A 22784-nucleotide genomic window follows, 5' to 3' on the forward strand; every position below is an offset into this window, starting at 1 on the left:
GCTAAAATATCGTGGAAAAGAAAAGACATGCATTTTAATGCTAAAAAAATGACGATTGACAAATACGATGAAGACAACGAAGTAAGCGATTACATGAATGGAAAGTATACAGAAAAGTCGAAAGGTGTCGAAAAAACTATTTACATATAAAATTATCGGTGATATATTGGATATCTCGCAACTAAAAATTGCGAAATACTAGATAAATCAAAAAGGGGATAAGCCGAATGCTTTCGAATCCACTCATAGCTACTGTACTAGTACTCTCATTAATTGCGCTCGGCGAATGGCTATCTATTATTTCCAGAGCACGGATTCCAATGCTTCTGACAGCGATGGTCGGTTTCTTAGTTCTTACTTGGACTGGAATATTCCCAAAAGATATTTTAGAGATTTCCCAATTCGCTGCACTTGGAGCTATTTTAATTGGACCGGCGATTGTACATATGGGAACGATGATCCCGTTTTCACTTGTGAAATCACAGTATAAAGCCGTTATTATTGCACTTGGCGGCGTGATTGTGTCAGGAATCCTGATTTTACTCATTGTGCCATTAATATTTGACTATCCAACAGCGGTTGCAGGAGTTGGACCAGTCAGTGGTGGCATCATTGCACTACTAGTAACTTCAGAGAAATTGACAGAACTAGGATTAACGTCAATTGTCATCATTCCTGCGCTCGTTGTGGCTTTTCAAGGTGTTGTGGGAATGCCCCTTGCAATGCATTTCATGAAAAAATATGCAGGAGTCATTCAAGGTCAAATCGACGACGGTTCTTTTGTTTCAATGGCGGGTGAGTCTATGGAGACAGAAGAGGCAAAAGTTGTACAGAAGAAGAAAAGTCCTCTACGCACGAGTGCTGTTCTTAAATTATTCTTCGTTTTTGCAGGAGCAGCAATCGGGGTAGCACTTGGTACGGTGACACCAATCCATTACACACTTTGGTGCTTATTGATTGGGATTATAGGCTTGAAATTAGGCGTATTTGAATCGAGCGAACTGGAACGTGCGAATTCATTCACGATTACAATGATTGGTATCATCTTTGTCGTTATTGGTTCAATGGCTGGCGTGACACCAGGTCAGGTAATTGAAAATTTACCGGCGATAATTACTATCCTTGCAATAGGAAGTATCGGAATTTCAATTGGTGGTTATCTCACCGCAAAACTTGTCAAATGGCACCCTTACAAAGGAATGCCTGTCGCTCTTACAGCATTGTTCGGTTTCCCTGGAGACTATATCCTCTGTGAAGAAGTGAGTCGGAGCTGTGCACGAGACGAGAAAGAAGAAAAAGTGATTTTCAATGAATTGCTCGCTCCGATGGTTATCGGTGGATTTACGACAGTCACTGTTGCATCCGTCATCATTGCAGGAATCTTAATCAAAACATTATAAAATGGAGGGTTTTTCATGACACAAACAATCATTAAAAATGGACTACTTATAGACGGAACAGGTGCAGAACCAACAAAAGATAAAATTGTCGTCGTATCTGGAAATCGGATTGACTACGTAGGAGACGAAAAAGGATACACACATACTGGGAATGAGACGACAATTGATGCTCAAGGTGGCACAATCGTTCCGGGATTCATCGACACGCATGTGCATATGATGATGGAATATTCACCAGTCTCAGAGCGTCTTGCTACACCGTTTTCGTTCATGTATTACCAAGCTGCAGAGTACTTGAAAACTACATTGTATGCGGGCGTTACCTCCGTTCGGGATGCACTTGGTACGGATCTTGGAGTCAAAAAGGCAGTGGAAGATGGATTGATTTCAGGACCACGAATGCAGTTAAGTATTAACGCGTTGACGACAACAGGTGGTCACGGAGATGGCTATACCGTTTCAGGGAAAACAGTGGACTTGCTTGCTTCAGAATATCCGGGCATGCCAAACGGAATGTGTGACGGTGTTGAAGAGGTCCGTAAGAAAACTCGTGAAATGCTTCGTGCTGGTGCTGAAGTTATAAAAGTCCATGCAACAGGCGGAGTCTTGAGCGCAACCGATCATCCAGAATTCACGCAGTTTTCATTGGAAGAACTGAAAGTTATTGTGGAAGAAGGAAAGTTCCGTAAAAATACACGCGTCATGGCACACGCGCAAGGAGCAGAGGGGATTAAAAATGCAGTACGTGCTGGCATTCACTCGATCGAGCATGGGATTTTCATTGACGATGAAGCCATTGACCTTATGATTGAAAATGGAACGTATCTAGTGCCAACTTTGTTAGCACCTGTTGCAGTACTTGAAACAGCGGATGCAACTGGAATGCCTGCAAGTGCGGTTCAAAAGTCGAAAGAAGTCATTGATCATCATGTTGAGAGTTTCACGAAAGCATACAAAGCCGGCGTGAAAATCGCAATGGGAACTGATGTGGGTGTATTCAAACACGGTACGAACTTGCGTGAACTTGAACTCATGTGCAACGCAGGGATGACACCGATGGATGCAATTGTAGCATCTACAAAAACCGCAGCGGAATGTCTCGGTTGGGAAGAAAACGTTGGTACGATTGAAAAAGGCAAACTTGCCGACATCGTCATTACTAAAGGTAATCCGTTAGAAGATATTAAGTCGTTAGCGAATCATGATACGATTCAAGTTGTTATCAAAGACGGTAAGATCGAAAAAGATATTCGATAATTGCTAGATGTGAAAAGGCTATCCCAGAAGGTCAATGACTCTTCAGGATAGCCTTTTTAGCAGTTCATAAATCGAAATGAACCGGTGTTGATTTACGCTTCAGGTGGGGAGGACAGGACGTAGGTGATGCAACCATTGTGTCAGGAAGCTACGAACTTAGGTTGTTTCCAATAGTATTCCTTCCGGAGTCACCGCCCTTCGCTTCAATCAACGTGACTTCTTACTATATAGTTTTGAAATTCCCTTCATGATAATTCATCTAGAAGAAAAGTGTTGTGAAAAGAATAGGCAACAGCAGGGATCCGTTTCTATTAACAATCTGGACAGTCTTTTTCAACCAGTCACGCACTAGGTATCGGATGAGTCGTATCAACTTCAGTAATACGTTCAGAACTGATCAATACATTGCTCAGTTTATCCCAATCCACTTCATACCCAATTCCATCTCCATAAGGAACTTGAATGATTCCGTGATCCATTACAATTTCTGGTGTCACGATATCTTCTTTCCAATAATGTGCTGACGGTGCTGTGTCTCCTGGAATCGTGAAGTTTTTTAACGTAGTCAGCTGGATGTTGTGCGCACGTCCAACCCCTGTTTCTAGCATGCCACCACACCAAACGGGGATGTCGTGTTCCATACATAAATCATGAATACGCTTAGCTTCATATAAGCCACCGACGCGTCCAATCTTAATGTTAATGATTTTGCAACTGCCTAATTCAATTGCCTTACGCGCATCGTCGAGTGAGTGAACGCTCTCGTCCAAACAGACAGGAGTTGTGAGTTCTTGTTGCAAGATTCGGTGATCCACAATGTCGTCATGGCTTAGAGGTTGTTCAATCATCATAAGATTCAGGGAATCCAACTCTTTTAAGTGGTTGATATCTTTAAGTGTATAAGCTGAGTTTGCATCCGCCATCAAAGGAATGGTTGGGAACGTGTCGCGAACAGCTTTTAGATAGTCTATGTCTGCTCCAGGCTTAATCTTTACTTTGATTTTTTTAAAACCTTCATCAACAAACTCTCGAACCTTTTCAACTAATTTAGCAGGAGTATCTTGAATGCCGATACTTTTACCCACAGCAATATCTGTTTGTGTTCCACCAAGTAAGTTTGCAATGGATGTATGATTTTTCTTAGCGAATACATCCCAAATTGCAGTCTCTATCGCCGCTTTAGCAATATTATTCCTTCTAACAAACGACAGCATATCGTGTACAGCGTTAGGATGGGTAATCTCTTTCTTCAACAGTCGGGGGATTAGAAATTCTTTCAGCATGTAAACCGTTGTAGCGGTAGTTTCTTCATTATAATAAGGCTCGTTACTTGTAACGGTTTCTCCCCAACCAGATACTCCTGTTTCATCTACTACTTCGACTAGGCAAACATCTTTTTGCTCCATTGTTCCAAAACTTGTTGTAAATGGGGCAATTAGCGCTACCTTTGTGTGGTGGAGGATTACTTCTTTAATATGGATAGATTGCATTATTCAACTACTCCTTTTGCGTGTAGTTTGACAATGGTCGTTAAAATGTCAATGCCGTTGTACATCGCATCTCGATCGAATGTCATATGAGGGTGATGAAGGCCGGGAGATAAATTACAACCTAACCCGATCATTGTCGCTTTTAAATGTGGCTTTTTGATGGTGTAAAAGTGGAAATCGTCTCCACCTGGAGTAAGAATGGGCGCTACAGTATTTTCTTTTCCAAGACTCATTTCAATTGCCCGCTGTGCGATTTTTTGTGCGTCAACGTCTACGCATGCAGCTGCAATTCCATGTTCTTCCGTTATTTTTACGCTAGATTCAAACAACTTATTTGCTGAGTCAATAACTGCGTATACTTTCTTTTGTAACTCTTCCATTAGCTCGTTCGTTTGAGCACGAATGTCGATTGCTAATGAGGCGTTACCGGGAATGATATTTGTATTCTGTCCTCCTGCTTGGAAGCGAGTGACTTTTGCTGAATGTGGAATTGTAGGATCTAGATAAATCGTATGAATGGCGTTCACTAAGTACGTTCCAACCTCTATCGAATTCGAATTCAAATGTGGACGAGCTCCGTGTGCGTCATCCCCACGTACTTCTATTTCAATAGAACCAGTCGCACCGTGAATAATAGCAGGAGCCGCCTTTCCGTTTTCTGTTTCTTGGAAAGGACGCAAATGGATCCCATAATAATAATCCACGTCATCCACGACACCGTGTTCGACAAGTTTCAACGCTCCAGCGCCGACTTCCTCAGCAGGTTGGAATATGAAGCGGACACCCAAGTTTTTTAGTAATTCGGGCATGTCTTTCAGTTTCCAAAGTACTCCTAGAACCATCGTCATATGTGCGTCATGACCACATGAGTGATTTGCTTGAAGACTTCCATCGACTTCTTGCCATAATGCGTCCATATCTGCTCTTAAAGCGATGATGAGATTCCCTTTATCAAAATTCCCAATATCTCCAATAACTCCTGTGCAATCATCAAAAACGCGAACTTTGCAACCAGCTTCTTCGAGTTTTTGTTTGACAAATTCTGTCGTCTTAAACTCTTTCCAGCTTAATTCAGGATTAGCATGTAAGTGCGCGAACGTTTCGGATACTTTCTCTTTGCTAAATGAGGTCATTTTAAAACTCCCTTTCAATTGTTATCAGTGTCTTCATTGATGAAATAATTACTCGTCGGGTTTACAAAGCTTAGCTTTCCAGTTTTCTTGGCAATATGAAGAAGGATGCTATTCAAAAACGAAAATGTCACAGGTCCTTTTTCCAGTACCGATTTCTGGGAAATCGGTATGACAAGGGTGTAATCCGCAAACTCATTGGCGGGACTCACGAGGGAATCCGTAATGATAATAACGGTGTTCTCCCGTTCCTTCGCTTCCTTTGCTAATCGGATTGACCCGAGCGCGTACCGATAAAATGAAAAAAGAACAACACAATTCCCTCTACCAGAAGTAGAGATGCCAATTTCAGTTTCTGGGTGATACAACGATGTATTACCTAGTAAACTGTTAAGCAAAAATGTGAACCAATGTGCATAAGCATAAGATTGATAATAGCCTACAACTTTTACAGATGTAGACGTAGAAAGATGGTCTACAACGGCTTCTGTAGTTTTCCAGTCTAGCTGGTTGGCGATTTGAGCAATATTTTTACTATCGCTTTCCATCACACCTGAATAAGGGTCGGAAACCGTTGTGGATTCAACTCCGCTTGGGGGCGTGAGCGACAAAAGACTTCTCTGAATTTCGGTCTGTAACGTTCCAAACCCTGGATAGCCAATTGATTTTGCGAACCGGATAATCATCGTTTCACTTACGTCAATTAGGCTTGCAATCTTTTTTGCTGGATGTGTAGCAAACATAATGGGATTGATTAATAAAGCATCAGCGACCTTTTTCAAACCTGAAGTTAAATCTGGATAGGCAGCTTTTGTTTTTCCGATAAAGTCCATAAACTCTCCAACTTTCGAATGAATCATATAATTTATTATTGTCAAAATAAATTATAGGCTTTACTATAGTGTTAGTCAACGAAATGTTACGACAATTCAGAATGGGGTGTTTTGATGGAGAAAGAAAAACGGAAAAGAAAGATAGGTATTCCGGATGCATACGTAATTCTCTTTATAATATTGGCACTTATGGCTGTTTTGACGTATATCATTCCAGCAGGGGAGTTTCAACGGGAAGAAATTGATGGTGTTACAGTCGTCGTTCCAGATGGGTACGAACAGGTTGCTAGCACACCGGCCAGTCTTATTGACGTATTTCTTGCGATACAGGAAGGAATGATTAGTTCTGCGCCATTGATTTTTTTAGTGTTAATCATTGGCGGTTCCTTTGCAGTCATTGAATCGACAGGTGCGATTGACGCCATGATTTTAAAAACAATTGAGAAAACGAAGAACAAAGAGCTTGTCTTAATCACAATTGTAATGGTACTGTTTTCTATTTTTGGAACTTTGGGAATTATTGTAAATGCAGTTATTGCATTCATCCCGATTGGAATCATTTTAGCGAGGTCGATGAAGTTAGATGCTGTAGTAGGTGTCTCAATTATATACTTGGGAGCATACGCAGGATTTAATACAGCATTTCTAGATCCGCTGACAACAGGGACTGCGCAACAAATTGCTCAGTTGCCCTTATTCTCAGGAATCGGATATCGTATTGTTATTTATATCATTATTCTATTAACGACAATCCTATATGTCTCTTGGTATGTGAAAAAGATTAAGAAGGATCCGTTGAAAAGCGTTTTGGGTTCAAACCCCTTTCCAAAGATTGAAGAACGTGAGGAGCTAAATAAAGAAGTCGAAATTACAGGTATTCATAAGTTGGTGCTTATCTGGCTCGTCTTAGGTATCGCTACCTACGTATTCGGTGTTTTTAAATTCGGGTGGTCACTAAATGAAATGGCTGCTATTTTCTTAATAATCGCTGTAGGAACTGCGATCATTGCAAAACTAACTCCAAATCGACTAGTGTTAGAATTTTTCGAGGGAGCGAAAGGATTAGTCTATGGAGCTATGATTATTGGGATGGCTCGTTCAATCGTAGTTGTTCTTGAAAAAGGGAACATTTTGGACACCATCGTAAATGGAATGGCACACGTAATGACTCCTTTTACAAGTGTTAGCGGTGCTGTGGTCATGTTTATAGCAAACGAATTGTTCAATATTCTCGTTTCATCAGGAAGCGGACAGGCCGTTATTGTCATGCCAATTATGACGCCACTCGCTGATTTGATGGAAATTCCTCGTCAAGTGGCTGTTCAGGCGTACAAAATGGGAGACGGATTTACAAACGTTATCACACCAACGTCAGGGATTCTCATGGCGAACTTAGCAATTGCAGGGATCTCATGGACAAAGTGGGTACGCTTCGTTTTCCCACTGTTACTGATTTGGACTGTCCTGGGTATTATCTTCCTCATTATTGGTGTGCTGATGAATTGGGGTCCAATGTAATCCAAAAACAAAATTCTCTTTACGTCAGTTTGTTTGGATTTCCAACTTGATACACAAAACTCGGTATAAGCTGTCTCAAAACGTTGATTTTTGGACTTTTGAGATGGCTCTATTTTTTTGAAAGGGAAAGTTTAAAGGTCTACATCACTTAATAAAATAGTAGGATGGATAGATCTACCTTTTCTTTTCTGAACATCTTTAGTGAACAAAATAAATGTCGTGTATTGACGAATCTTGAAATACTATTTACTATATAATCAGTCTATTGTTTGTATTCAATATATTAAGGGGGAGAGGCAAGTGAGTTTGCAAGCTTTCACAAAAGATTATTTAAAGCAGCATGCTAATTATTTTGAACAGGTCAGTGAATACATTTTTTATCATCCTGAAACACGTTTTGAAGAATATGAATCTGCCAAGTACTTGTCTGAGCAATGTGAGCAGCAAGGATTCAAAGTGGAACGGGGTGTCGGTGGAATTGAAACCGCATTCACAGCCACTTTTGGACAAGGGCATCCAGTCATTGGATTTCTGGGGGAATTCGATGCGTTGCCTGAGTTAAGTCAAGAACCGAACGCGATTGAAGAAAAACGCTGGGAGCGTCATATTGGTCATGGTTGCGGACATAATCTACTCGGAACGGGTGCATTTGCGGCAGCATGCGCAGCAAAAGCATATTTAGAAGAGCATAAGCTCCCTGGAACTGTGAAATTCTTCGGTTGCCCTGGGGAAGAAGGGGGATCTGGTAAGACGTTTATGGCCCGTGAAGGCGTCTTTGATGGGACTGATCTTGCCCTAACGTGGCACCCATCGCCAACAAACAGCATTATGAGTTTGAGCACTCTTGCAAATATTCAAGTGTTTTATCGTTTCAAAGGGGTACCTTCACATGCTGCAAACTCACCGCATTTAGGTCGTAGTGCACTTGATGCTGTAGAGCTAATGAATACAGGAGTTCAATATTTACGCGAGCACATGCCGGACGAGGCAAGAATTCACTATGCAATTACAAATACTGGAGGATTTGCACCAAACGTCGTTCAAGCGAATGCAGAAGTACTGTACTTAGTTCGGGATGTTAATACAGAACGTGTCATGGATCTGTTTGAACGGGTGAACAAAATTGCAGAAGGCGCAGCCCTTATGACAGAAACCACAGTAACCGTTGAAGTGGATAAAGCTTGCTCAAATTACATTCCGAACCGTGCACTTGAAAAAATCTTGTATGAAAGCTTACAAGAAATTGGAATCGAGGCACCAACAGATGACGAACAAGAGTATGCAAAAGGCATCTTTGAATCACTATCAAAGGCAGAACAGAAAGATTATCTTGGTGTGATGAAAGGATTTGGATATGTAGGGGATGGTTCTGAATTCGTTGGGAAATATGTGTCGGATTGCATAGCGCCGTATGAAGTTCCAACAGAAATTTTGACTGCGTCCACCGACGTTTCGGATGTAAGCTGGATTTTGCCTACCGCACAGATGTCGACATCTACGTCAGCACTAGGGACACCTCTTCATACGTGGCAAATGACGAGCCAAGGGATATCGTCAAATGCGCACAAAGGGATGTTGCGAGCAGGTGCATCCATGGCGCTCACTGCACTTAAAATTTTTGAAAATACAGATTTACTGGCGCCGGTTCGAGATGAATTTGTCGCGTTTGCCAAAGAAAATCCATATACCTGTCCGATACCTGAAGGCGTTCAACCTTCACCGCTCGGTAGCTGAAAAGAAAAGGGGGAATGAGAGTGGAAACAGCAAAGAAAGGGTTTTTTAACAAAGCATTGAATGGCATCGAACGGTTGGGGAACCGATTACCGGACCCGTTCATTCTATTCGTGGGAATGGCAGTAGCCGTCATGATTGCGTCGTTCATTTTTAGTCTGTTTGACGCATCTGTGAAGCACCCAGGTACAGGTGAAACATTGCCGATCAACAACTTGCTTTCGGGTGAAGGATTGAAGTACATTCTAGAATCCATGATTACGAACTTTACTGGCTTTGCACCACTCGGTATCGTGCTTGCGATGATGCTAGGAATTGGTCTTACTGAAAAAGTTGGCTTGTTCGATTATGCTATAAAGAAATCAATTATGAAGTCGCCTCCTTGGTTGCTTACATATGCGGTCGCATTCGTAGGGATCATGGGGAACATTGCATCAGACGCAGCGATGCTTCTTGTTCCACCTCTTGCTGCAATGATTTTCTATAAAGTAGGCCGTCATCCACTTGCAGGACTTGCGGTTGGTTATGCTTCGGCGGGTGCTGGGTTTACTGCGAACTTATTCATCGTCGGAACAGACGCTTTGCTTGCTGGAATTTCGACAGAGGCCGCGAAAATTGTAGATGATTCGATTACCGTTTCTCCAGTTGATAACTGGTACTTCAATATGGTTTCTGTGTTCATGTTAACGCTGCTAGCAGGCTTCATCACATCTAAATTCATCGAACCTCGTCTAGGGAAATATAAAGGGGATGCGGTTGAGTTGGAGATGGACGAAGAAGATCCACGTTCTGGAAAAGCATTACGTAACGCTGTGATTGCAGGTCTTTTATATCTTGCAATCCTATCAGTAGGAATCTTTTGGCCAAATAGTCCCCTCCGTGGTGAAGGAGGCACCATGATTCCGTCGCCGTTCATCTCAGGGATTGTCCCAATTATTTTATTCCTATTTTTAATAGTAGGGATCACGTTCGGAATATCTGTTGGGAAGATTAAGAGCGGAAAAGATATTGCTGGTTACATGGCGGAGTCTATGAAAGACATGTCAGGTTATATCGTTCTAATCTTCGCTATTTCGCAATTCATTGCCTACTTCGGATGGTCGAACATAGGTACATGGATCGCAGTGAATGGTGCTGAATTCTTGGAATCTGTCAACTTTACTGGAATGGGCCTCATTATAGGGTACATCATTTTCACATCACTCTTGAATTTCTTAATTACATCCGGTTCTGCAAAGTGGGCACTGGAAGCACCGATTTTCGTCCCACTGTTCATGCAACTCGGTTATCACCCAGCATTTACACAAGTCGCATATCGTGTTGCCGATTCATCGACAAACATCATTACTCCGCTATTGCCATACATGGTTGTCGTTCTGACATTCATGCAGAAATACGATAAAAAGGCAGGAATCGGAACGCTCATTTCACTAATGCTTCCATTCTCAATTTGTTTCTTAATTGCTTGGATTTTGCTTATTCTGTTATTCTTCTATGCCGGGATTCCATTCGGACCAGGTGTTACACCATTTTTGAAGTAACCGTTAGGGGGGGAGCAAGGTGGTTGTAAAGTTACACGAACAACTAACAGAATGGCGACGCGATTTACATCGTCATCCTGAGCAAGGATTTTTGGAAATGCGAACAGCTTCCATAGTTGCAGCGGAAGTGACACGTCTCGGATTTAATGTACGACTCGGAAAAGACGTAATGGCCGAAGATGAAATATTAGGTAAACCTTCAGATGAGCAAATAGCAGCTCATGTACAGTGGGCTGCTGAAAATGGAGCAGTCGAAGAGTTCTTGTCTTATTTTGAAGAGGGGTTTACAGGAGTTGTCGCTGATTGGGATACAGGACGTCCGGGACCTGTCACTGTGTTCCGTGTCGATATGGATGCGTTACCGATATTCGAATCTACTGATGAAGAACACGTTCCTGGCAAACTCGGTTTCCGCTCCATCGCAGAAGGCTCTATGCATGCATGTGGACATGATGCACATACGACTATCGGACTTGGGCTTGCAACACTGGTAGCAGAAGATCCGGAAAGCTTTAACGGAACAATCCGCCTAGTATTCCAGCCAGCTGAAGAAGGGGCTCGGGGTGCGAAATCGATGACAGAAGCAGGTGTAGTCGATGACGCGGATTTCTTCATTGCAATCCACATCGGCACAGGTGTCCCACATGGTGAGTTTGTTTCAGCGGCAAATGGATTTATGGCGTCTACGAAAATGGATGTGACTTTCAAAGGACGTGCATCTCATGCAGGTGCGCAGCCTGAAGAAGGGAAGAACGCGTTACTCGCAGCTGCCAGCGCAACGTTGAATTTACATGCGATTTCTCGTCACTCAGGAGGGACATCTCGTGTAAATGTTGGTGAACTCCAAGCTGGCGGTGGCCGCAACGTCATTGCAGATACGGCATCTATGAAATTAGAGACGCGTGGCGAAACATCCGAAGTCAATGAGTACATTCGCAGTCAAGCAGAAAACGTACTGCGTGGTGCGGCTGTCATGTATGACGTCGAGTGCTCGATCGATGTTGTCGGTGAGGCCATCAGTTGCAAATGCTCTGAAGGTCTCGCGGCAATGATCGGTGCAGTTGCAAAAGAGACGATGGGGATTACGAAAGTGCACCATGCAGACAATGCATCTGCAGGTTCTGAGGACGCCACGTACTTCATGGAACGTGTGAAAAATAACCACGGCCAGGCGACGTACTGTATTTTCGGTACTGAGCTTGCGGCAGGTCATCACAACGAACGTTTTGATATTAAGGAAGATACTTTGCCAGTAGCGGTCGATGTATTGCATCGAACAGTACTTGCTTTGAATGGTAGGGAATAGAATAACTGATCCCCGGCTAGACCGTTTATGAAACGGTCTAGCCGGGGATTTTTGATGATGAGAAAGGTCATCTTAAAACAAGCGAAGCGCTACAAATAAGCCCCTTAAAGCAGTTGAATTGTGTCTCGTTATCGAGAAATATCGCTAGGTGTCGGAGAAATGACTAGGGGTGATCGGGAACTTCACTCAATTGTCGGAGAAAGCTCTTAAGATGTCGGACATTCACCCACACCTGTCTGAGAAGATGGAATGAGGTCAATGCGAGATAGCTCACTTACAAAAACTTCAATACCGTATTCACTTTTTAGCATGTTGTGGCATTCTTCGAGTACACTGAAAATACACTAATAGAAACAACCGGTTCAGGAGGTGGGGCAAATGGATTTTTGGATGGAAGCAGAAATGATTATGAAGTTGAGCATATCAGCGGTGCTAGGTCTGGTAATTGGTTTAGAACGGGAACTGAAAAGTAAACCGCTCGGCTTGAAAACAAGTCTTGTCATTAGCATCGTCAGTTGCTTGTTGACGATTGTTTCTATTGAATCAGCGTACACGTTTCCGGATAGTATGAGCGGAGTCAAAATTCAAATGGATCCCCTCCGATTAGCTGCACAAATTGTATCTGGTATCGGTTTCTTGGGCGCCGGTGTAATTTTGCGCCGTGGGAATGAAAGAATTTCTGGGCTAACCACGGCAGCAATGATTTGGGGAGCGGCGGGAATCGGGATTGCAGTTGGTGCCGGCTTTTACATGGAAGCTATTTTCGGAGTGTTATTACTCATCCTGAGTGTGGAACTGATCCCATACATTGTTATTAAATACGGACCGAAACGGTTGCGTTATCAGGAACTTACATTTCGCATCAAAGTAAACGAACAGTCTAGTATTGAAACGGTGATGCTAGAATTACAGCGTCAACGATTTAAAATATTTCAATCCCGTATTAAAGATCTTGACGAAGAAGATATGCACTTATTGGAGATCAAAGCAAGAGTGTCTGCCAAACGGACCCTTCCAGAAATCTATAATTTAATTAAACAAATTGAATTTGTTCACACCGTTGAAGTTATTAGCTAGTTAAGGCAGGACTTTGTTCAGTAGAAAGCGTACAGTAAGAATAGAAACCATTTATACGGTCTAGAAAAAGGAGACGATTTGCTTATGAAACCATTTTCGCACACGAATCGAACTCATATTTTACAACAACTTTCGAACGCTCATTATGATGTTATTATCGTTGGGGGCGGTATTACTGGAACCGGAATTGCGTTGGATGCCACGTCACGTGGGTTAAAAACGCTACTAATAGAAATGCAGGACTTTGCGGCTGGAACTTCTAGTCGCTCAACAAAATTGGTTCATGGCGGCCTTCGCTATTTAAAACAACTAGAAGTGAAGATAGTTGCAGATGTTGGGAAAGAGCGTGCGATTGTCTATGAAAATGCACCTCACGTGACTCATCCGGAATGGATGCTATTACCATTTTATAAAAGCGGGACGTTCGGCAAATTATCGACGTCATTGGGTCTTCAAGTGTACGATTTTCTAGCAGGTGTGAAAAATTCTGAACGAAGAAAAATGCTAACTAAAGAAGAAGTGCTCACACATGAACCACTCCTGAATGAAGAAGGATTAATCGGTGGCGGTGAATATGTTGAGTATCGGACAGACGATGCCCGTTTAACGATGGAGGTCGCAAAAAAAGCCCATGAGCAAGGGGCAGATTTAATTAATTACACAAAAGTTACTGAGTTTTTGTATGACAAACAAGGTAAAGTGAATGGCGCCAAGTTGGTCGATCAGTTATCGGACAAATCGTACAATGCTCATGGCACTATCGTCGTGAATGCGGGAGGACCATGGGTGGAGGAAGTAATGAACCTGGACGAGAAAGTGGAAGGAAACAAATTGCTGTTGACGAAAGGAGTTCATTTAGTATTTGATCGTACTGTACTGCCACTCCATCAACCGATTTACTTTGACACACCAGACGGTCGAATGATCTTTGCCATTCCGCGTAATGGGAAAACGTATGTCGGAACTACGGACACAGTATATGAAGCGGATTTGAAAAATCCTGAATTGGCGGATGAAGACAAACAATACTTATTGCGAGCGATCACAACGATGTTCCCGAATGCGTTTGTCGGAATGAATGATATCGAGTCTACCTGGGTAGGAGTACGCCCGCTCATCCAAGAAGTGGGGAAGGGACCTTCAGAAATTTCCCGTAAAGATGAAGTGTGGGAGTCATCGACGGGCTTGTTAACCATTGCGGGCGGCAAGTTGACCGGATATCGGAAAATGGCAGAAGAAATTACCGATATTATAATCAAGAAATTGAAAATTCAAGGTGTTAAAGTGGGGCCTTGCATGACGAAAACATTACGTCTATCAGGCGGCGAGTTCAATCAATCCAGAGATTACCATCCCTATGTGGAAGATCGGGCAAAGGAACTGACGAAACTCGGTCTATCCTTTCAAGATGGACTCAATATTGCATCCATGTATGGTACGAATACGAACCAAGTCGCAGAATTAGTGAGCCGTGTAAAACCATCTAGTCAACTTCCTCTCGCCATCCAGCTGACACTGCTATATGCAATTGAGTACGAAATGGCAATGACACCAGTAGATTACTTCATGCGTAGAACAGGTGCCATATTCTTTGATATACACTGGGTCGAACAATGGAAAAAGGATGTCATTTCTTATATGAAGGAAGTTTTTAATTGGTCAAGTGGACAAACGAACCAGTACAGTGAAGAACTGGAAGCTAGGCTAGCAGACGCGAAGGGGTAAGTTTACTTGCTAGTCGTTTAGGGAAAATTAAGGACAGCCTTGAAGTAGAGGAGGAATTATTCTATGAGCACATATGTTAAAGAAACTACTAAAACACGAATAGAAGCGATACAAGCGATTGAAGCATCCTTGCAAGAAGCTAAATTCGGGGTACTTTGGAACTTTGACTTGAGTGCAAAACTTGAGGAGAAAGGGGTTCAGCCGCCAGCACCGTATACAATTCTTGAAGTGTGCAAGCCTTCTATCGCAGCAAACGTATTGAATGAAAATTTGCTAGCAGGTGCCTTCTTGCCATGTAAGATTGCCGTGTTTGAAGAAGATGGAGTAATCAAGATTGCTATGCCATTGCCCACGAAACTGATGGAAGGCTTTGGCGACGAACGTATTCTTACCACAGCAAAAGAAGTGGAGCAGCAACTGATTACCTGTATCGATCAAGCTGCTAAATAATGCCCGAATTAGTTGGAACGCCTCCTTGGATGGAGGCGTTTTTTGCTGTGTTAGAGTATTGAGGCGCTAGTTGACCTGCTGAATGTATGTAAAAGTTTGTGCTTGCTCTTTCATCTGGAAAAGTGCTCATAAAGTTGGTGATTTGCTCATAAACCACTGAAAGTGCTCATAAAGTTGGTGATTTGCTCATAAACCACTGAAAGTGCTCATAAAGTTGAGATTCTGCTCATAAATCATGGAAAGTGCTCATAAAGTTGAGATTCTGCTCATAAATCATGGAAAGTGCTCATAAAGTTGAGATTCTGCTCATAAATCACGGGAAGTGAACATAAAGTTGAGATTCCGCTCATAAATCATGGAAAGTGCTCATAAAGTTGAGATTTCGCTCATAAATCACAGGAAGTGATCATAAAGCTGAGATTTAGCTCATAAAACACGAAAATTGCTCATAAACTTTCCCTCACCACTGCATGATGCGCTTCATATTTCACAATCAGGCAAAACACGTTCTTTGACAATCAAAGATACACTGTGTAATATACGGCGTAGGGTATTAAACCTGACATATATTTTTTATTAAAAATTATACCCTGCGGGGTAATACGGAGGCGGAAAATAGCGATGAAAGAAATAACACCCCAAGAAGTCCAGCAGCGGCTAGCTGATAAGCAACCTATTCATTTAATTGATGTGCGTGAAACTGAAGAAGTTGAAAGCGGCAAGATTCCCGGAGTCACGCACATTCCACTTGGGCTACTTGAATTCAAACTACAAGACTTAGATAAGGCAACACACTACATTATGGTATGTCGCTCAGGTGGACGAAGTGGTCGCGCCGTGCAACTTCTTGAAGATCACGGTTACCACGCAACGAACCTGGTGGGCGGAATGATGGCTTGGGATGGAGAAATCGAATAACACTAGTTTATGAATTAGCTGGAATTGGAGGTAGCGAAGTGATTAAAACGGAACATATTCTAGATGTCAAAGGGCTCGCATGCCCAATGCCAATTGTGCGTACTCGAAAGGCGATGAATGACTTACTTGCTGGAGACGTCTTGGAAGTATTGGCTACTGACAAAGGCTCAACAGCAGACATAAAAGCATGGGCTGCGAGCTCGGGGCACGCTTACCTAGGTACCGAAACGGAACAGGATGTCTTGCATCATTTCTTGAAGAAAGATAGCGCCAACGTGATAGTGAAACAAGAGATTCCTGTGGTCCAACTAGATACATTCATGAAAAAACTGGAGCAAGAATCCTCACTGGAGATTATCGATGTTCGTGAAGTTGAGGAATATAACGAAGCCCACATTCCAGGCGCTATCCATATCGCTCTAGGTGAAATCGAAACACGAATGAATGAATTGAACAAAAGTAAAGATCTATATCTCATCTGTCAAACAGGCAGAAGAAGTGGAATTGCAGGAATTCAACTACGAGAAAACGGATTCAAAAAACTATACAACGTCGTGCCTGGCATGACCGAGTGGACAAAACAAACAAAAAAGGGGAACTGAAATCATGACTACACGAACAGCAATTATCGCAGCAAATGGAGAACTTTTTGACGCATACAAAGTATTCAACATCGCAACTGCAGCGGCAGCAAGCGAACACGAAGTAACAATTTTCTTCACGTTTGAAGGATTGAACTTAATCCACAAACAAGCTTCTTCCAATCTTCCACTACCTGAAGGGAAAGAGCATTTTGCAGAAGGATTCATAAAAGCAAACGTGCCAACCATTCCGGAATTGATTGCCATGTCGCAAGAGCTGGGTGTGAAATTCATTGCGTGCCAAATGACAATGGACGTTATGGGATTAGAAGTGGATGCTTTCGTAGACGGTATCGACGTTGGTGGTGCAGTAACTTTCCTGGAATTTGCGAAAGAAGCAGATGTGACACTCACGTTTTAACAAGAGAATTAATCACAGAAAGGGGTAGCAATCATGACAGTTCGTATTATGAAACCAGCGGAAGTTGCTCGATACAGTATCGAAAAAAAGCCGCTCTTCATCCTAGATGTGCGTAATGAAGATGCGTTTGCAGATTGGAAAATTGAAGGGGAATCTATCGAGTACTTGAATATTCCATACTTCGATTTATTGGATGGTGTCGATGACATCAAAGGAGAATTGCCTAGGGACCGAGATATTCTAGTCGTCTGTGCGAAAGAAGGGTCCTCACAAATGATAGCGGAAATGCTCTCCGACGAGGGGATGGACGTTGCATATCTCGAAGGTGGCATGAAAGCTTGGAGTGAATACTTAGAGCCGGTGAAAGTGGGCACGTTGAAAAGTGGTGGAGAACTCTATCAATTCGTCCGCCTAGGCAAAGGGTGTCTCTCGTATATGGTGATTGACGCAGACAAAGCAGCAGTTATCGACGCAACGCGTATGACGGATGTGTTCCTCGACTTCGCAAAAGAAAAGGGTGCAACGATTGAGCACGTATTCGACACGCATTTGCACGCGGACCACATTTCTGGAGGGAATGTCATTGCAGAAGCAACAGGTGCGACCTATTACCTGCCGAGTCAAGATGCGGAGGAAGTCGTCTTTGACTATAAAAAATTAGCAGATGGGCTTCGCGTCACTGTAGGTGAAACTTCAGTAGAAGCGGTATTTTCACCAGGTCATACGAGCGGATCGACGTCATTTGTCGTGGATGAGGCTTACTTACTCACCGGAGATATTTTGTTCATTGACTCGATTGGGCGCCCAGATCTTGCAGGGATGGCGGATAATTGGGTAGGAGACTTACGAACAACACTCTACAATCGCTATGAACAGTTATCCGAGGAACTCGTCGTGCTACCAGCGCATTTCATGGAGATGAAAGAAGTGAATGCAGACGGCAGCGTCGCGAAGCAGCTAAGCGTATTATTTTCAGAAAACCATGGGTTGCAAGTTGAGGATGAAAACGAATTTCGTGTCCTCGTAACTGAGAACTTACCCCCACAGCCGAATGCCTATCAGGAAATCCGAAAAACCAATATGGGTGTGCTCACACCAGACGCTGAAACACAGCGCGAAATGGAAATTGGACCGAATCGGTGTGCCGTTCGATAACTAAGGAGGAATTTTATAATGAAAGCTGATCACTTTTTAGATGCAACTGGGCTGTCTTGCCCGATGCCAATCGTTAAAACACGCAATGCAATGAAAGACGTCAACTCAGGAGAAATCCTTGAAGTGAAGACAACGGACAAAGGTGCGAAAGCCGATTTGGCAGCTTGGACCAAGTCAGGTGGACATGAACTTCTGGAGCAAACAGAGTCAGATAATGTCTATACATTCTTCATTAAAAAAGGATAAGTTTGTAGATAAAAAGGGGGACATGTGTGCCTTCTTTTTTTCTTGAAAGAAGGTGTGTGTGATGAGTATCGGTTTCATCGTCATTTTATTTCTAATCGGGTTTGTCGGATCGTTTTTATCCGGAATGGCAGGTATCGGCGGCGCCATCGTCAAATATCCGATGCTCTTGTACATCCCACCGCTATTCGGATTAACCGCGCTGACTGCCCATGAAGTGAGTGGAATCAGTGCGGTAGAAATCTTCTTTGCGACGATTGCGGGAGTTTGGGCATATCGTGGAACAGGACTTCTGCACAAGGCGCTCATCCTTTATATGGGTGGAGCTGTGTTGATAGGAAGTTTCATCGGAGGGTTAGGTTCGAGTTTGCTATCTGAGCAAGCAGTCAATATGGTGTACGGTGTGCTTGCAGTGATGGCAGCAATTCTATTATTCATTCCAAGGAAAAAGGTGGAGGCGCGACCAGCGAGTGAAGTGACGTTCAATAAGTGGCTAGCGGCTGGACTCGCCTTTGTCGTCGGGATAGCATCAGGTGTTGTTGGAGCGGGGGGAGCGTTTGTGCTCGTTCCAATTATGTTAACCGTACTTGCAATACCGACTCGAATCACGATTGCCTCATCACTTGCGATTACGTTCATTTCCTCGATTGGTTCTGCAACAGGCAAAATCGCAACGGGGCAAGTATTATGGGGACCGGCAATTATCCTGATTGTTGCAGCGCTCATCGCTGCCCCACTTGGCGCGAAGTTCGGGCAGAAGGTGAATCCAAAGGTGCTGAAATGGATACTTGCGGTGCTAATTTTAGCAACTGCCATCAATATTTGGAGCGATTTGTTATAACTGATTCGGCTATCGGTGTATGATAGGATACGACTTGTATTGTTTATCGACCGGAGGCTGTTATGACAAATCGCAACAAAGGAATTTTATTATTATTAGCGTCGGCACTTGGTTTTTCACTGATGACGGCATTCGTGAAGTTATCCGGGGATGTCCCGACAATGCAGAAAACGATTTTCCGCAATGGTGTGTCGATGATAATCGCGTTTTTCTTCGTCATTCATTACAAAGAAAGACTGTTCGGTAAGCGCGAAAACCAACGCTTACTATTGTTACGATCGGCACTTGGCGCCATAGGCATCGTGTTATATTTCTACGCGATTGACCATCTTGTACTCGCGGATGCGGATATGTTGAATAAAATGAGCCCGTTTTTCACGATTGTGTTTGCGGCGATATTTTTGAAAGAGCATGTTAAACCTTTTCAGATGTATAGTATTGTAATCGCATTTCTTGGGACATTATTCATCATCAAGCCATCATTTTCACTCGATGTTGTTCCGTATGCAGCGGGTGTTTTATCTGCAGTGTTTGCAGGTGGTGCTTACACTGTATTACGAGCCCTTGGAAGTCGTGAGCAGTTTTACACAGTCGTGTTTTACTTCTCAACATTCACGACCGTTGTGCTATTGCCGTTCGTGATAATTTCGTATCAATCCATGACTTTACAGCAGACGGTATATTTACTAGCAGCAGGAGTGTTCGCGACAGTTGGTCAATTCGGGATCACGCTTGCGTACAAATACGCACCAGCAAAAGAGATTTCGGTGTTCAACTATTTCACGGTCGTATTCTCTGCAATCCTTGGCTTTGTTTTACTCGGACAAATCCCGGATGTCTATAGCTTCATTGGCTATATCATTATATTCGGCGCATCGTTTTACATGTTTTTACGCAATCGAGGCGAAGAAGAAGTGCCTGCAGAATTGGCAAGGAAAAAGTAATCTAGTTATGAATAAAACCCTCTTTCTCACGAGTTGTCGTGGGGGAAGAGGGTTTTTGCGTTAGTTGAATAGTTGAGTCGCATCTGGTCCGAAAGTGTTTTTGAGCAATTTCTGTTTGCGTGTTTGAATTTGAATGGCAAGTTCGTCAGCCTGTCGTTGCAATTCCGCAATTTCTTGCAGTTCTTTTTGTAAAGCTTTTTTAGAAAGTAAATCTTCTTGGTCGAAGTAGTCGATCTCTTGTTGTACACGTACGAACGTTTGTTGGCGCCTAATGGATTTAGTAAAGCTACGTGGTTCTTCCTGCAAAGTCTGTTCCTTTTGTGTTGTAAATCGTTCAATCGTTCCCATTTGGATCACTCCTCAAAAATTTGCCAAACAAAAAACTCTTCCCCCGAACAGAGAAGAGTTGCTTAAACGCAAATACTCCTCATCGGCCAGGTTTCCCTGTTGGCAGCAGCACCTTGCGTGAGCAGGTTGCTGAGACGTCTTCGGGCCAAGTCCCTCGGTCTCTCTGGATAAGAAAAGAATCGTTCATTCAGTTAAAGCAAGTGTAGCATAACGTACTGGGCAAGGCAATATGCCCCTTCGTTAAGCTGCTTCGTTGTGGGCGCCGTCGCACACGTTGTCCGACAGTTTTTCGTGTTTGTGTGACACTTATGCCAACTTCTCGATAACGCCGCAAGATTTGTCCGACACCTAGCGAAGTTTCTCGATAACGGGACGCCATTCAACTGCTTTAAGGGATTAATTGGTAGCGCTTCGCTTGTTGAAGGAGGGGCTCCTCCTCTGTAGGCGGCATTTAACACGTTGTCCGACAGTTCTCAAGGTTTGTCGGACATATAGAGATATTTCTTCGACACTTATGCCAACTTCTCGATCACGTTGCAAGATTTGTCCGACACCTAGCGAAGTTTCTCGATAACGGGACACAATTCAACTGCTTTAAGGGATTAATTGGTAGCGCTTCGCTTGTTGAAGGAGGGGCTTCTCCTCTGTAGGCGGCATCTAACACGTTGTCCGACAGTTCTCAAGGTTTTTCGGACATATAGAGATATTTCTTCGACACTTATGCCAACTTCTCGATAACGCCGCAATATTTCTCAGTCAACTAGCGAAGTTTCTCGATAACGGGACACAATTCAACTACTTTAAGGGATTAATTGGTAGCGCTTCGCTTGTTGAAGGAAGGGCTCCTCCTCTGTAGGCGGCATTTAACACGTTGTCCGACAGTTCTCAAGGTTTGTCGGACATATAGAGATATTTCTTCGACACTTATGCCAACTTCTCGATAACGCCGCAATATTTCTCAGTCAACTAGCGAAGTTTGTCGATAACGGGACACAATTTAACTGCTTTAAGGGATTAATTGGTAGCGCTTCGCTTGTTGAAGGAGGGGCTCCTCCTCTGTAGGCGGCATCTAACACGTTGTCCGACAGTTCTCAAGGTTTGTTGGACATATAGAGATATTTCTTCGACACTTATGCCAACTTCTCGATAACGCAGCAAGATTTGTCCGACACCTAGCGAAGTTTGTCGATAACGAGACACAATTTGTCCGACACCTAGCGAAGTTTCTCGATAACGGGACACAATTTAACTGCTTTAAGGGATTAATTAGGTGCGCTTCGCTTGTTGAAAGAAGGGATATCCGACTGTTAGGATGAGAATCGGGTAGATGGGGGAATGAATCGGAAGCGAGGCACATTTAAATAGAGGGTATTCCCTATTTCAGTGGCGAAGCCGTTGTCTGGGGATTCGGGGAGGAGTATTCTTTAGTAAGAAGTCATTGGCACGTATGCATAGACACTATAATCGCAGCATCCGTGCACAATAAGTGGGTTTTACAACTACAAAGGAGGCGCTCGTATGAGCCAGATGACAGCAGTGAACGTGATTCGTATTGAAAAAGGAAAAGGAGCCGAAGTTGCAGAACGCTTCGCAAAACCTAAATCTGTACATACATTTCCTGGATTTGTTCGTATGGAAGTGTGGCTGAAAGAAGATACCGCAGACCATGATGAGCTCCATGTTTGCACGACTTGGGAAGATGCAAAGTATTTCACAGAGTGGCGCGAAAAGCGTGCAATCGAAAAGGCAAAGATTCGAGCTGAACAAGAAAAGAACCAAACTGGTACACCACCGCATAATCCGATTCTTGGTACTGAATTATCTACGTACGTCACAGTGGTTCAACATTTACCAGCAAAATAAAAAGCTTTGCCT

At 43.2% G+C, this 22784-nt stretch carries 21 protein-coding genes and 1 riboswitch; of the genes, 17 read left to right on the forward strand and 4 right to left on the reverse strand.

The annotated features are described in order from the left end of the window. The first annotated feature begins 227 nt into the window (after nt 1-227). Both M3197_RS01930 and M3197_RS01935 read left to right on the forward strand, forming a co-directional pair. Nucleotides 228-1400 carry a hypothetical protein gene (locus M3197_RS01930; protein ID WP_251658324.1) on the forward strand — a complete coding sequence of 391 codons (1173 nt, stop codon included), beginning with the start codon at nt 228-230 and terminating at the stop codon, nt 1398-1400. Nucleotides 1401-1415: 15 nt separating this feature from the next. After that, entirely contained in the window at nt 1416-2657 is a 1242-nt protein-coding gene (locus M3197_RS01935) for a metal-dependent hydrolase family protein (protein WP_251658325.1), read from the forward strand. A gap of 341 nt (nt 2658-2998) precedes the next feature. Here M3197_RS01935 and menC read toward each other — a convergent pair whose 3' ends face one another. From menC to M3197_RS01950, 3 genes are read right to left on the reverse strand one after another with little or no spacing between them, the layout of a single operon-like run. After that, entirely contained in the window at nt 2999-4147 is a 1149-nt protein-coding gene (gene menC / locus M3197_RS01940; protein ID WP_251658326.1) for an o-succinylbenzoate synthase, read from the reverse strand. After that, the gene (locus M3197_RS01945) at nt 4147-5280 is read right to left on the reverse strand and encodes a M20 peptidase aminoacylase family protein (protein WP_251658327.1); all 1134 of its coding nucleotides are present in this window, start codon (nt 5278-5280) and stop codon (nt 4147-4149) included. The genes menC and M3197_RS01945 overlap by 1 nt, the downstream gene beginning before the upstream one ends. Nucleotides 5281-5294: 14 nt before the next feature. Then, complete coding sequence (locus M3197_RS01950; protein WP_251658328.1) at nt 5295-6110, reverse strand: MurR/RpiR family transcriptional regulator; 816 nt, start codon at nt 6108-6110, stop codon at nt 5295-5297. 114 nt (nt 6111-6224) lie between these two features. Between M3197_RS01950 and M3197_RS01955 the strand changes: the two genes are divergently transcribed. The 14 genes from M3197_RS01955 (at nt 6225) to M3197_RS02020 (ending at nt 20561) form a co-directional block, all read left to right on the forward strand. Then, a complete protein-coding gene (locus M3197_RS01955; protein WP_251658329.1) occupies nt 6225-7628 on the forward strand; it encodes a YfcC family protein in 1404 nt (467 codons plus the stop codon). 306 nt (nt 7629-7934) lie between these two features. Continuing rightward, entirely contained in the window at nt 7935-9362 is a 1428-nt protein-coding gene (locus tag M3197_RS01960; protein WP_251660044.1) for a M20 family metallopeptidase, read from the forward strand. Nucleotides 9363-9376: 14 nt separating this feature from the next. After that, nucleotides 9377-10900, forward strand: a complete 1524-nt coding sequence (locus M3197_RS01965) for an AbgT family transporter (RefSeq protein WP_251658330.1) — start codon at nt 9377-9379, stop codon at nt 10898-10900. A 19-nt stretch (nt 10901-10919) separates the two neighbouring features. Further along, complete coding sequence (locus M3197_RS01970; RefSeq protein WP_251658331.1) at nt 10920-12206, forward strand: amidohydrolase; 1287 nt, start codon at nt 10920-10922, stop codon at nt 12204-12206. Between the two features lie 390 nt (nt 12207-12596). Beyond that, nucleotides 12597-13283: an MgtC/SapB family protein gene (locus M3197_RS01975; RefSeq protein WP_251660046.1), complete on the forward strand. Its 687-nt coding sequence runs from the start codon at nt 12597-12599 to the stop codon at nt 13281-13283. Between the two features lie 84 nt (nt 13284-13367). Next, nucleotides 13368-15008: a glycerol-3-phosphate dehydrogenase/oxidase gene (locus M3197_RS01980; protein WP_251658332.1), complete on the forward strand. Its 1641-nt coding sequence runs from the start codon at nt 13368-13370 to the stop codon at nt 15006-15008. A gap of 63 nt (nt 15009-15071) precedes the next feature. After that, nucleotides 15072-15458, forward strand: a complete 387-nt coding sequence (locus M3197_RS01985) for a DUF302 domain-containing protein (protein WP_251658333.1) — start codon at nt 15072-15074, stop codon at nt 15456-15458. Nucleotides 15459-16079: 621 nt separating this feature from the next. Next, nucleotides 16080-16376, forward strand: a complete 297-nt coding sequence (locus tag M3197_RS01990) for a rhodanese-like domain-containing protein (RefSeq protein ID WP_251658334.1) — start codon at nt 16080-16082, stop codon at nt 16374-16376. 38 nt (nt 16377-16414) lie between these two features. Next, on the forward strand, nt 16415-16978 hold the full coding sequence (locus tag M3197_RS01995; RefSeq protein WP_251658335.1) for a sulfurtransferase TusA family protein: 564 nt from the start codon (nt 16415-16417) through the stop codon (nt 16976-16978). A 4-nt stretch (nt 16979-16982) separates the two neighbouring features. Further along, nucleotides 16983-17378, forward strand: coding sequence for a DsrE/DsrF/DrsH-like family protein (locus tag M3197_RS02000; protein WP_251658336.1), 396 nt, complete (start codon nt 16983-16985; stop codon nt 17376-17378). Nucleotides 17379-17411: 33 nt separating this feature from the next. Continuing rightward, nucleotides 17412-18533 (forward strand): MBL fold metallo-hydrolase, encoded by a 1122-nt coding sequence (locus tag M3197_RS02005; RefSeq protein ID WP_251658337.1) that lies wholly within the window; start codon nt 17412-17414, stop codon nt 18531-18533. Between the two features lie 18 nt (nt 18534-18551). Continuing rightward, entirely contained in the window at nt 18552-18779 is a 228-nt protein-coding gene (locus M3197_RS02010) for a sulfurtransferase TusA family protein (protein ID WP_025785808.1), read from the forward strand. Nucleotides 18780-18840: 61 nt separating this feature from the next. Next, on the forward strand, nt 18841-19617 hold the full coding sequence (locus M3197_RS02015) for a sulfite exporter TauE/SafE family protein (protein ID WP_251658338.1): 777 nt from the start codon (nt 18841-18843) through the stop codon (nt 19615-19617). A gap of 62 nt (nt 19618-19679) precedes the next feature. Further along, nucleotides 19680-20561: a DMT family transporter gene (locus tag M3197_RS02020; protein ID WP_251658339.1), complete on the forward strand. Its 882-nt coding sequence runs from the start codon at nt 19680-19682 to the stop codon at nt 20559-20561. A 60-nt stretch (nt 20562-20621) separates the two neighbouring features. On the opposite strand, the gene M3197_RS02025 is transcribed toward M3197_RS02020, so the two are convergent. After that, nucleotides 20622-20909 (reverse strand): hypothetical protein, encoded by a 288-nt coding sequence (locus M3197_RS02025; RefSeq protein ID WP_251658340.1) that lies wholly within the window; start codon nt 20907-20909, stop codon nt 20622-20624. 76 nt (nt 20910-20985) lie between these two features. Beyond that, a riboswitch (SAM riboswitch) is annotated at nt 20986-21083 on the reverse strand. Between the two features lie 1344 nt (nt 21084-22427). Between M3197_RS02025 and M3197_RS02030 the strand changes: the two genes are divergently transcribed. Further along, nucleotides 22428-22772, forward strand: a complete 345-nt coding sequence (locus M3197_RS02030; protein WP_251658341.1) for an antibiotic biosynthesis monooxygenase — start codon at nt 22428-22430, stop codon at nt 22770-22772. The last annotated feature ends 12 nt before the right edge of the window (nt 22773-22784 follow it).

This window comes from Sporosarcina aquimarina (assembly GCF_023715615.1).
Lineage (GTDB): Bacteria > Bacillota > Bacilli > Bacillales_A > Planococcaceae > Sporosarcina > Sporosarcina aquimarina_A.

What these genes read in the sequence shown, in the direction of transcription:
- M3197_RS02030 (WP_251658341.1), top strand. Translation starts at nt 22,428, where the DNA reads ATGAGCCAGATGACAGCAGTGAACGTGATTCGTATTGAAAAAGGAAAA.
- M3197_RS01945 (WP_251658327.1), bottom strand. Translation starts at nt 5,280, where the DNA reads ATGACCTCATTTAGCAAAGAGAAAGTATCCGAAACGTTCGCGCACTTA.
- M3197_RS01990 (WP_251658334.1), top strand. Translation starts at nt 16,080, where the DNA reads ATGAAAGAAATAACACCCCAAGAAGTCCAGCAGCGGCTAGCTGATAAG.
- M3197_RS01930 (WP_251658324.1), top strand. Translation starts at nt 228, where the DNA reads ATGCTTTCGAATCCACTCATAGCTACTGTACTAGTACTCTCATTAATT.
- M3197_RS01985 (WP_251658333.1), top strand. Translation starts at nt 15,072, where the DNA reads ATGAGCACATATGTTAAAGAAACTACTAAAACACGAATAGAAGCGATA.
- M3197_RS01955 (WP_251658329.1), top strand. Translation starts at nt 6,225, where the DNA reads ATGGAGAAAGAAAAACGGAAAAGAAAGATAGGTATTCCGGATGCATAC.
- M3197_RS02025 (WP_251658340.1), bottom strand. Translation starts at nt 20,909, where the DNA reads ATGGGAACGATTGAACGATTTACAACACAAAAGGAACAGACTTTGCAG.
- M3197_RS01935 (WP_251658325.1), top strand. Translation starts at nt 1,416, where the DNA reads ATGACACAAACAATCATTAAAAATGGACTACTTATAGACGGAACAGGT.
- M3197_RS01980 (WP_251658332.1), top strand. Translation starts at nt 13,368, where the DNA reads ATGAAACCATTTTCGCACACGAATCGAACTCATATTTTACAACAACTT.
- M3197_RS02010 (WP_025785808.1), top strand. Translation starts at nt 18,552, where the DNA reads ATGAAAGCTGATCACTTTTTAGATGCAACTGGGCTGTCTTGCCCGATG.
- M3197_RS01965 (WP_251658330.1), top strand. Translation starts at nt 9,377, where the DNA reads ATGAGAGTGGAAACAGCAAAGAAAGGGTTTTTTAACAAAGCATTGAAT.
- M3197_RS01950 (WP_251658328.1), bottom strand. Translation starts at nt 6,110, where the DNA reads ATGGACTTTATCGGAAAAACAAAAGCTGCCTATCCAGATTTAACTTCA.
- menC (WP_251658326.1), bottom strand. Translation starts at nt 4,147, where the DNA reads ATGCAATCTATCCATATTAAAGAAGTAATCCTCCACCACACAAAGGTA.
- M3197_RS02005 (WP_251658337.1), top strand. Translation starts at nt 17,412, where the DNA reads ATGACAGTTCGTATTATGAAACCAGCGGAAGTTGCTCGATACAGTATC.
- M3197_RS02000 (WP_251658336.1), top strand. Translation starts at nt 16,983, where the DNA reads ATGACTACACGAACAGCAATTATCGCAGCAAATGGAGAACTTTTTGAC.
- M3197_RS02020 (WP_251658339.1), top strand. Translation starts at nt 19,680, where the DNA reads ATGACAAATCGCAACAAAGGAATTTTATTATTATTAGCGTCGGCACTT.
- M3197_RS01975 (WP_251660046.1), top strand. Translation starts at nt 12,597, where the DNA reads ATGGAAGCAGAAATGATTATGAAGTTGAGCATATCAGCGGTGCTAGGT.
- M3197_RS02015 (WP_251658338.1), top strand. Translation starts at nt 18,841, where the DNA reads ATGAGTATCGGTTTCATCGTCATTTTATTTCTAATCGGGTTTGTCGGA.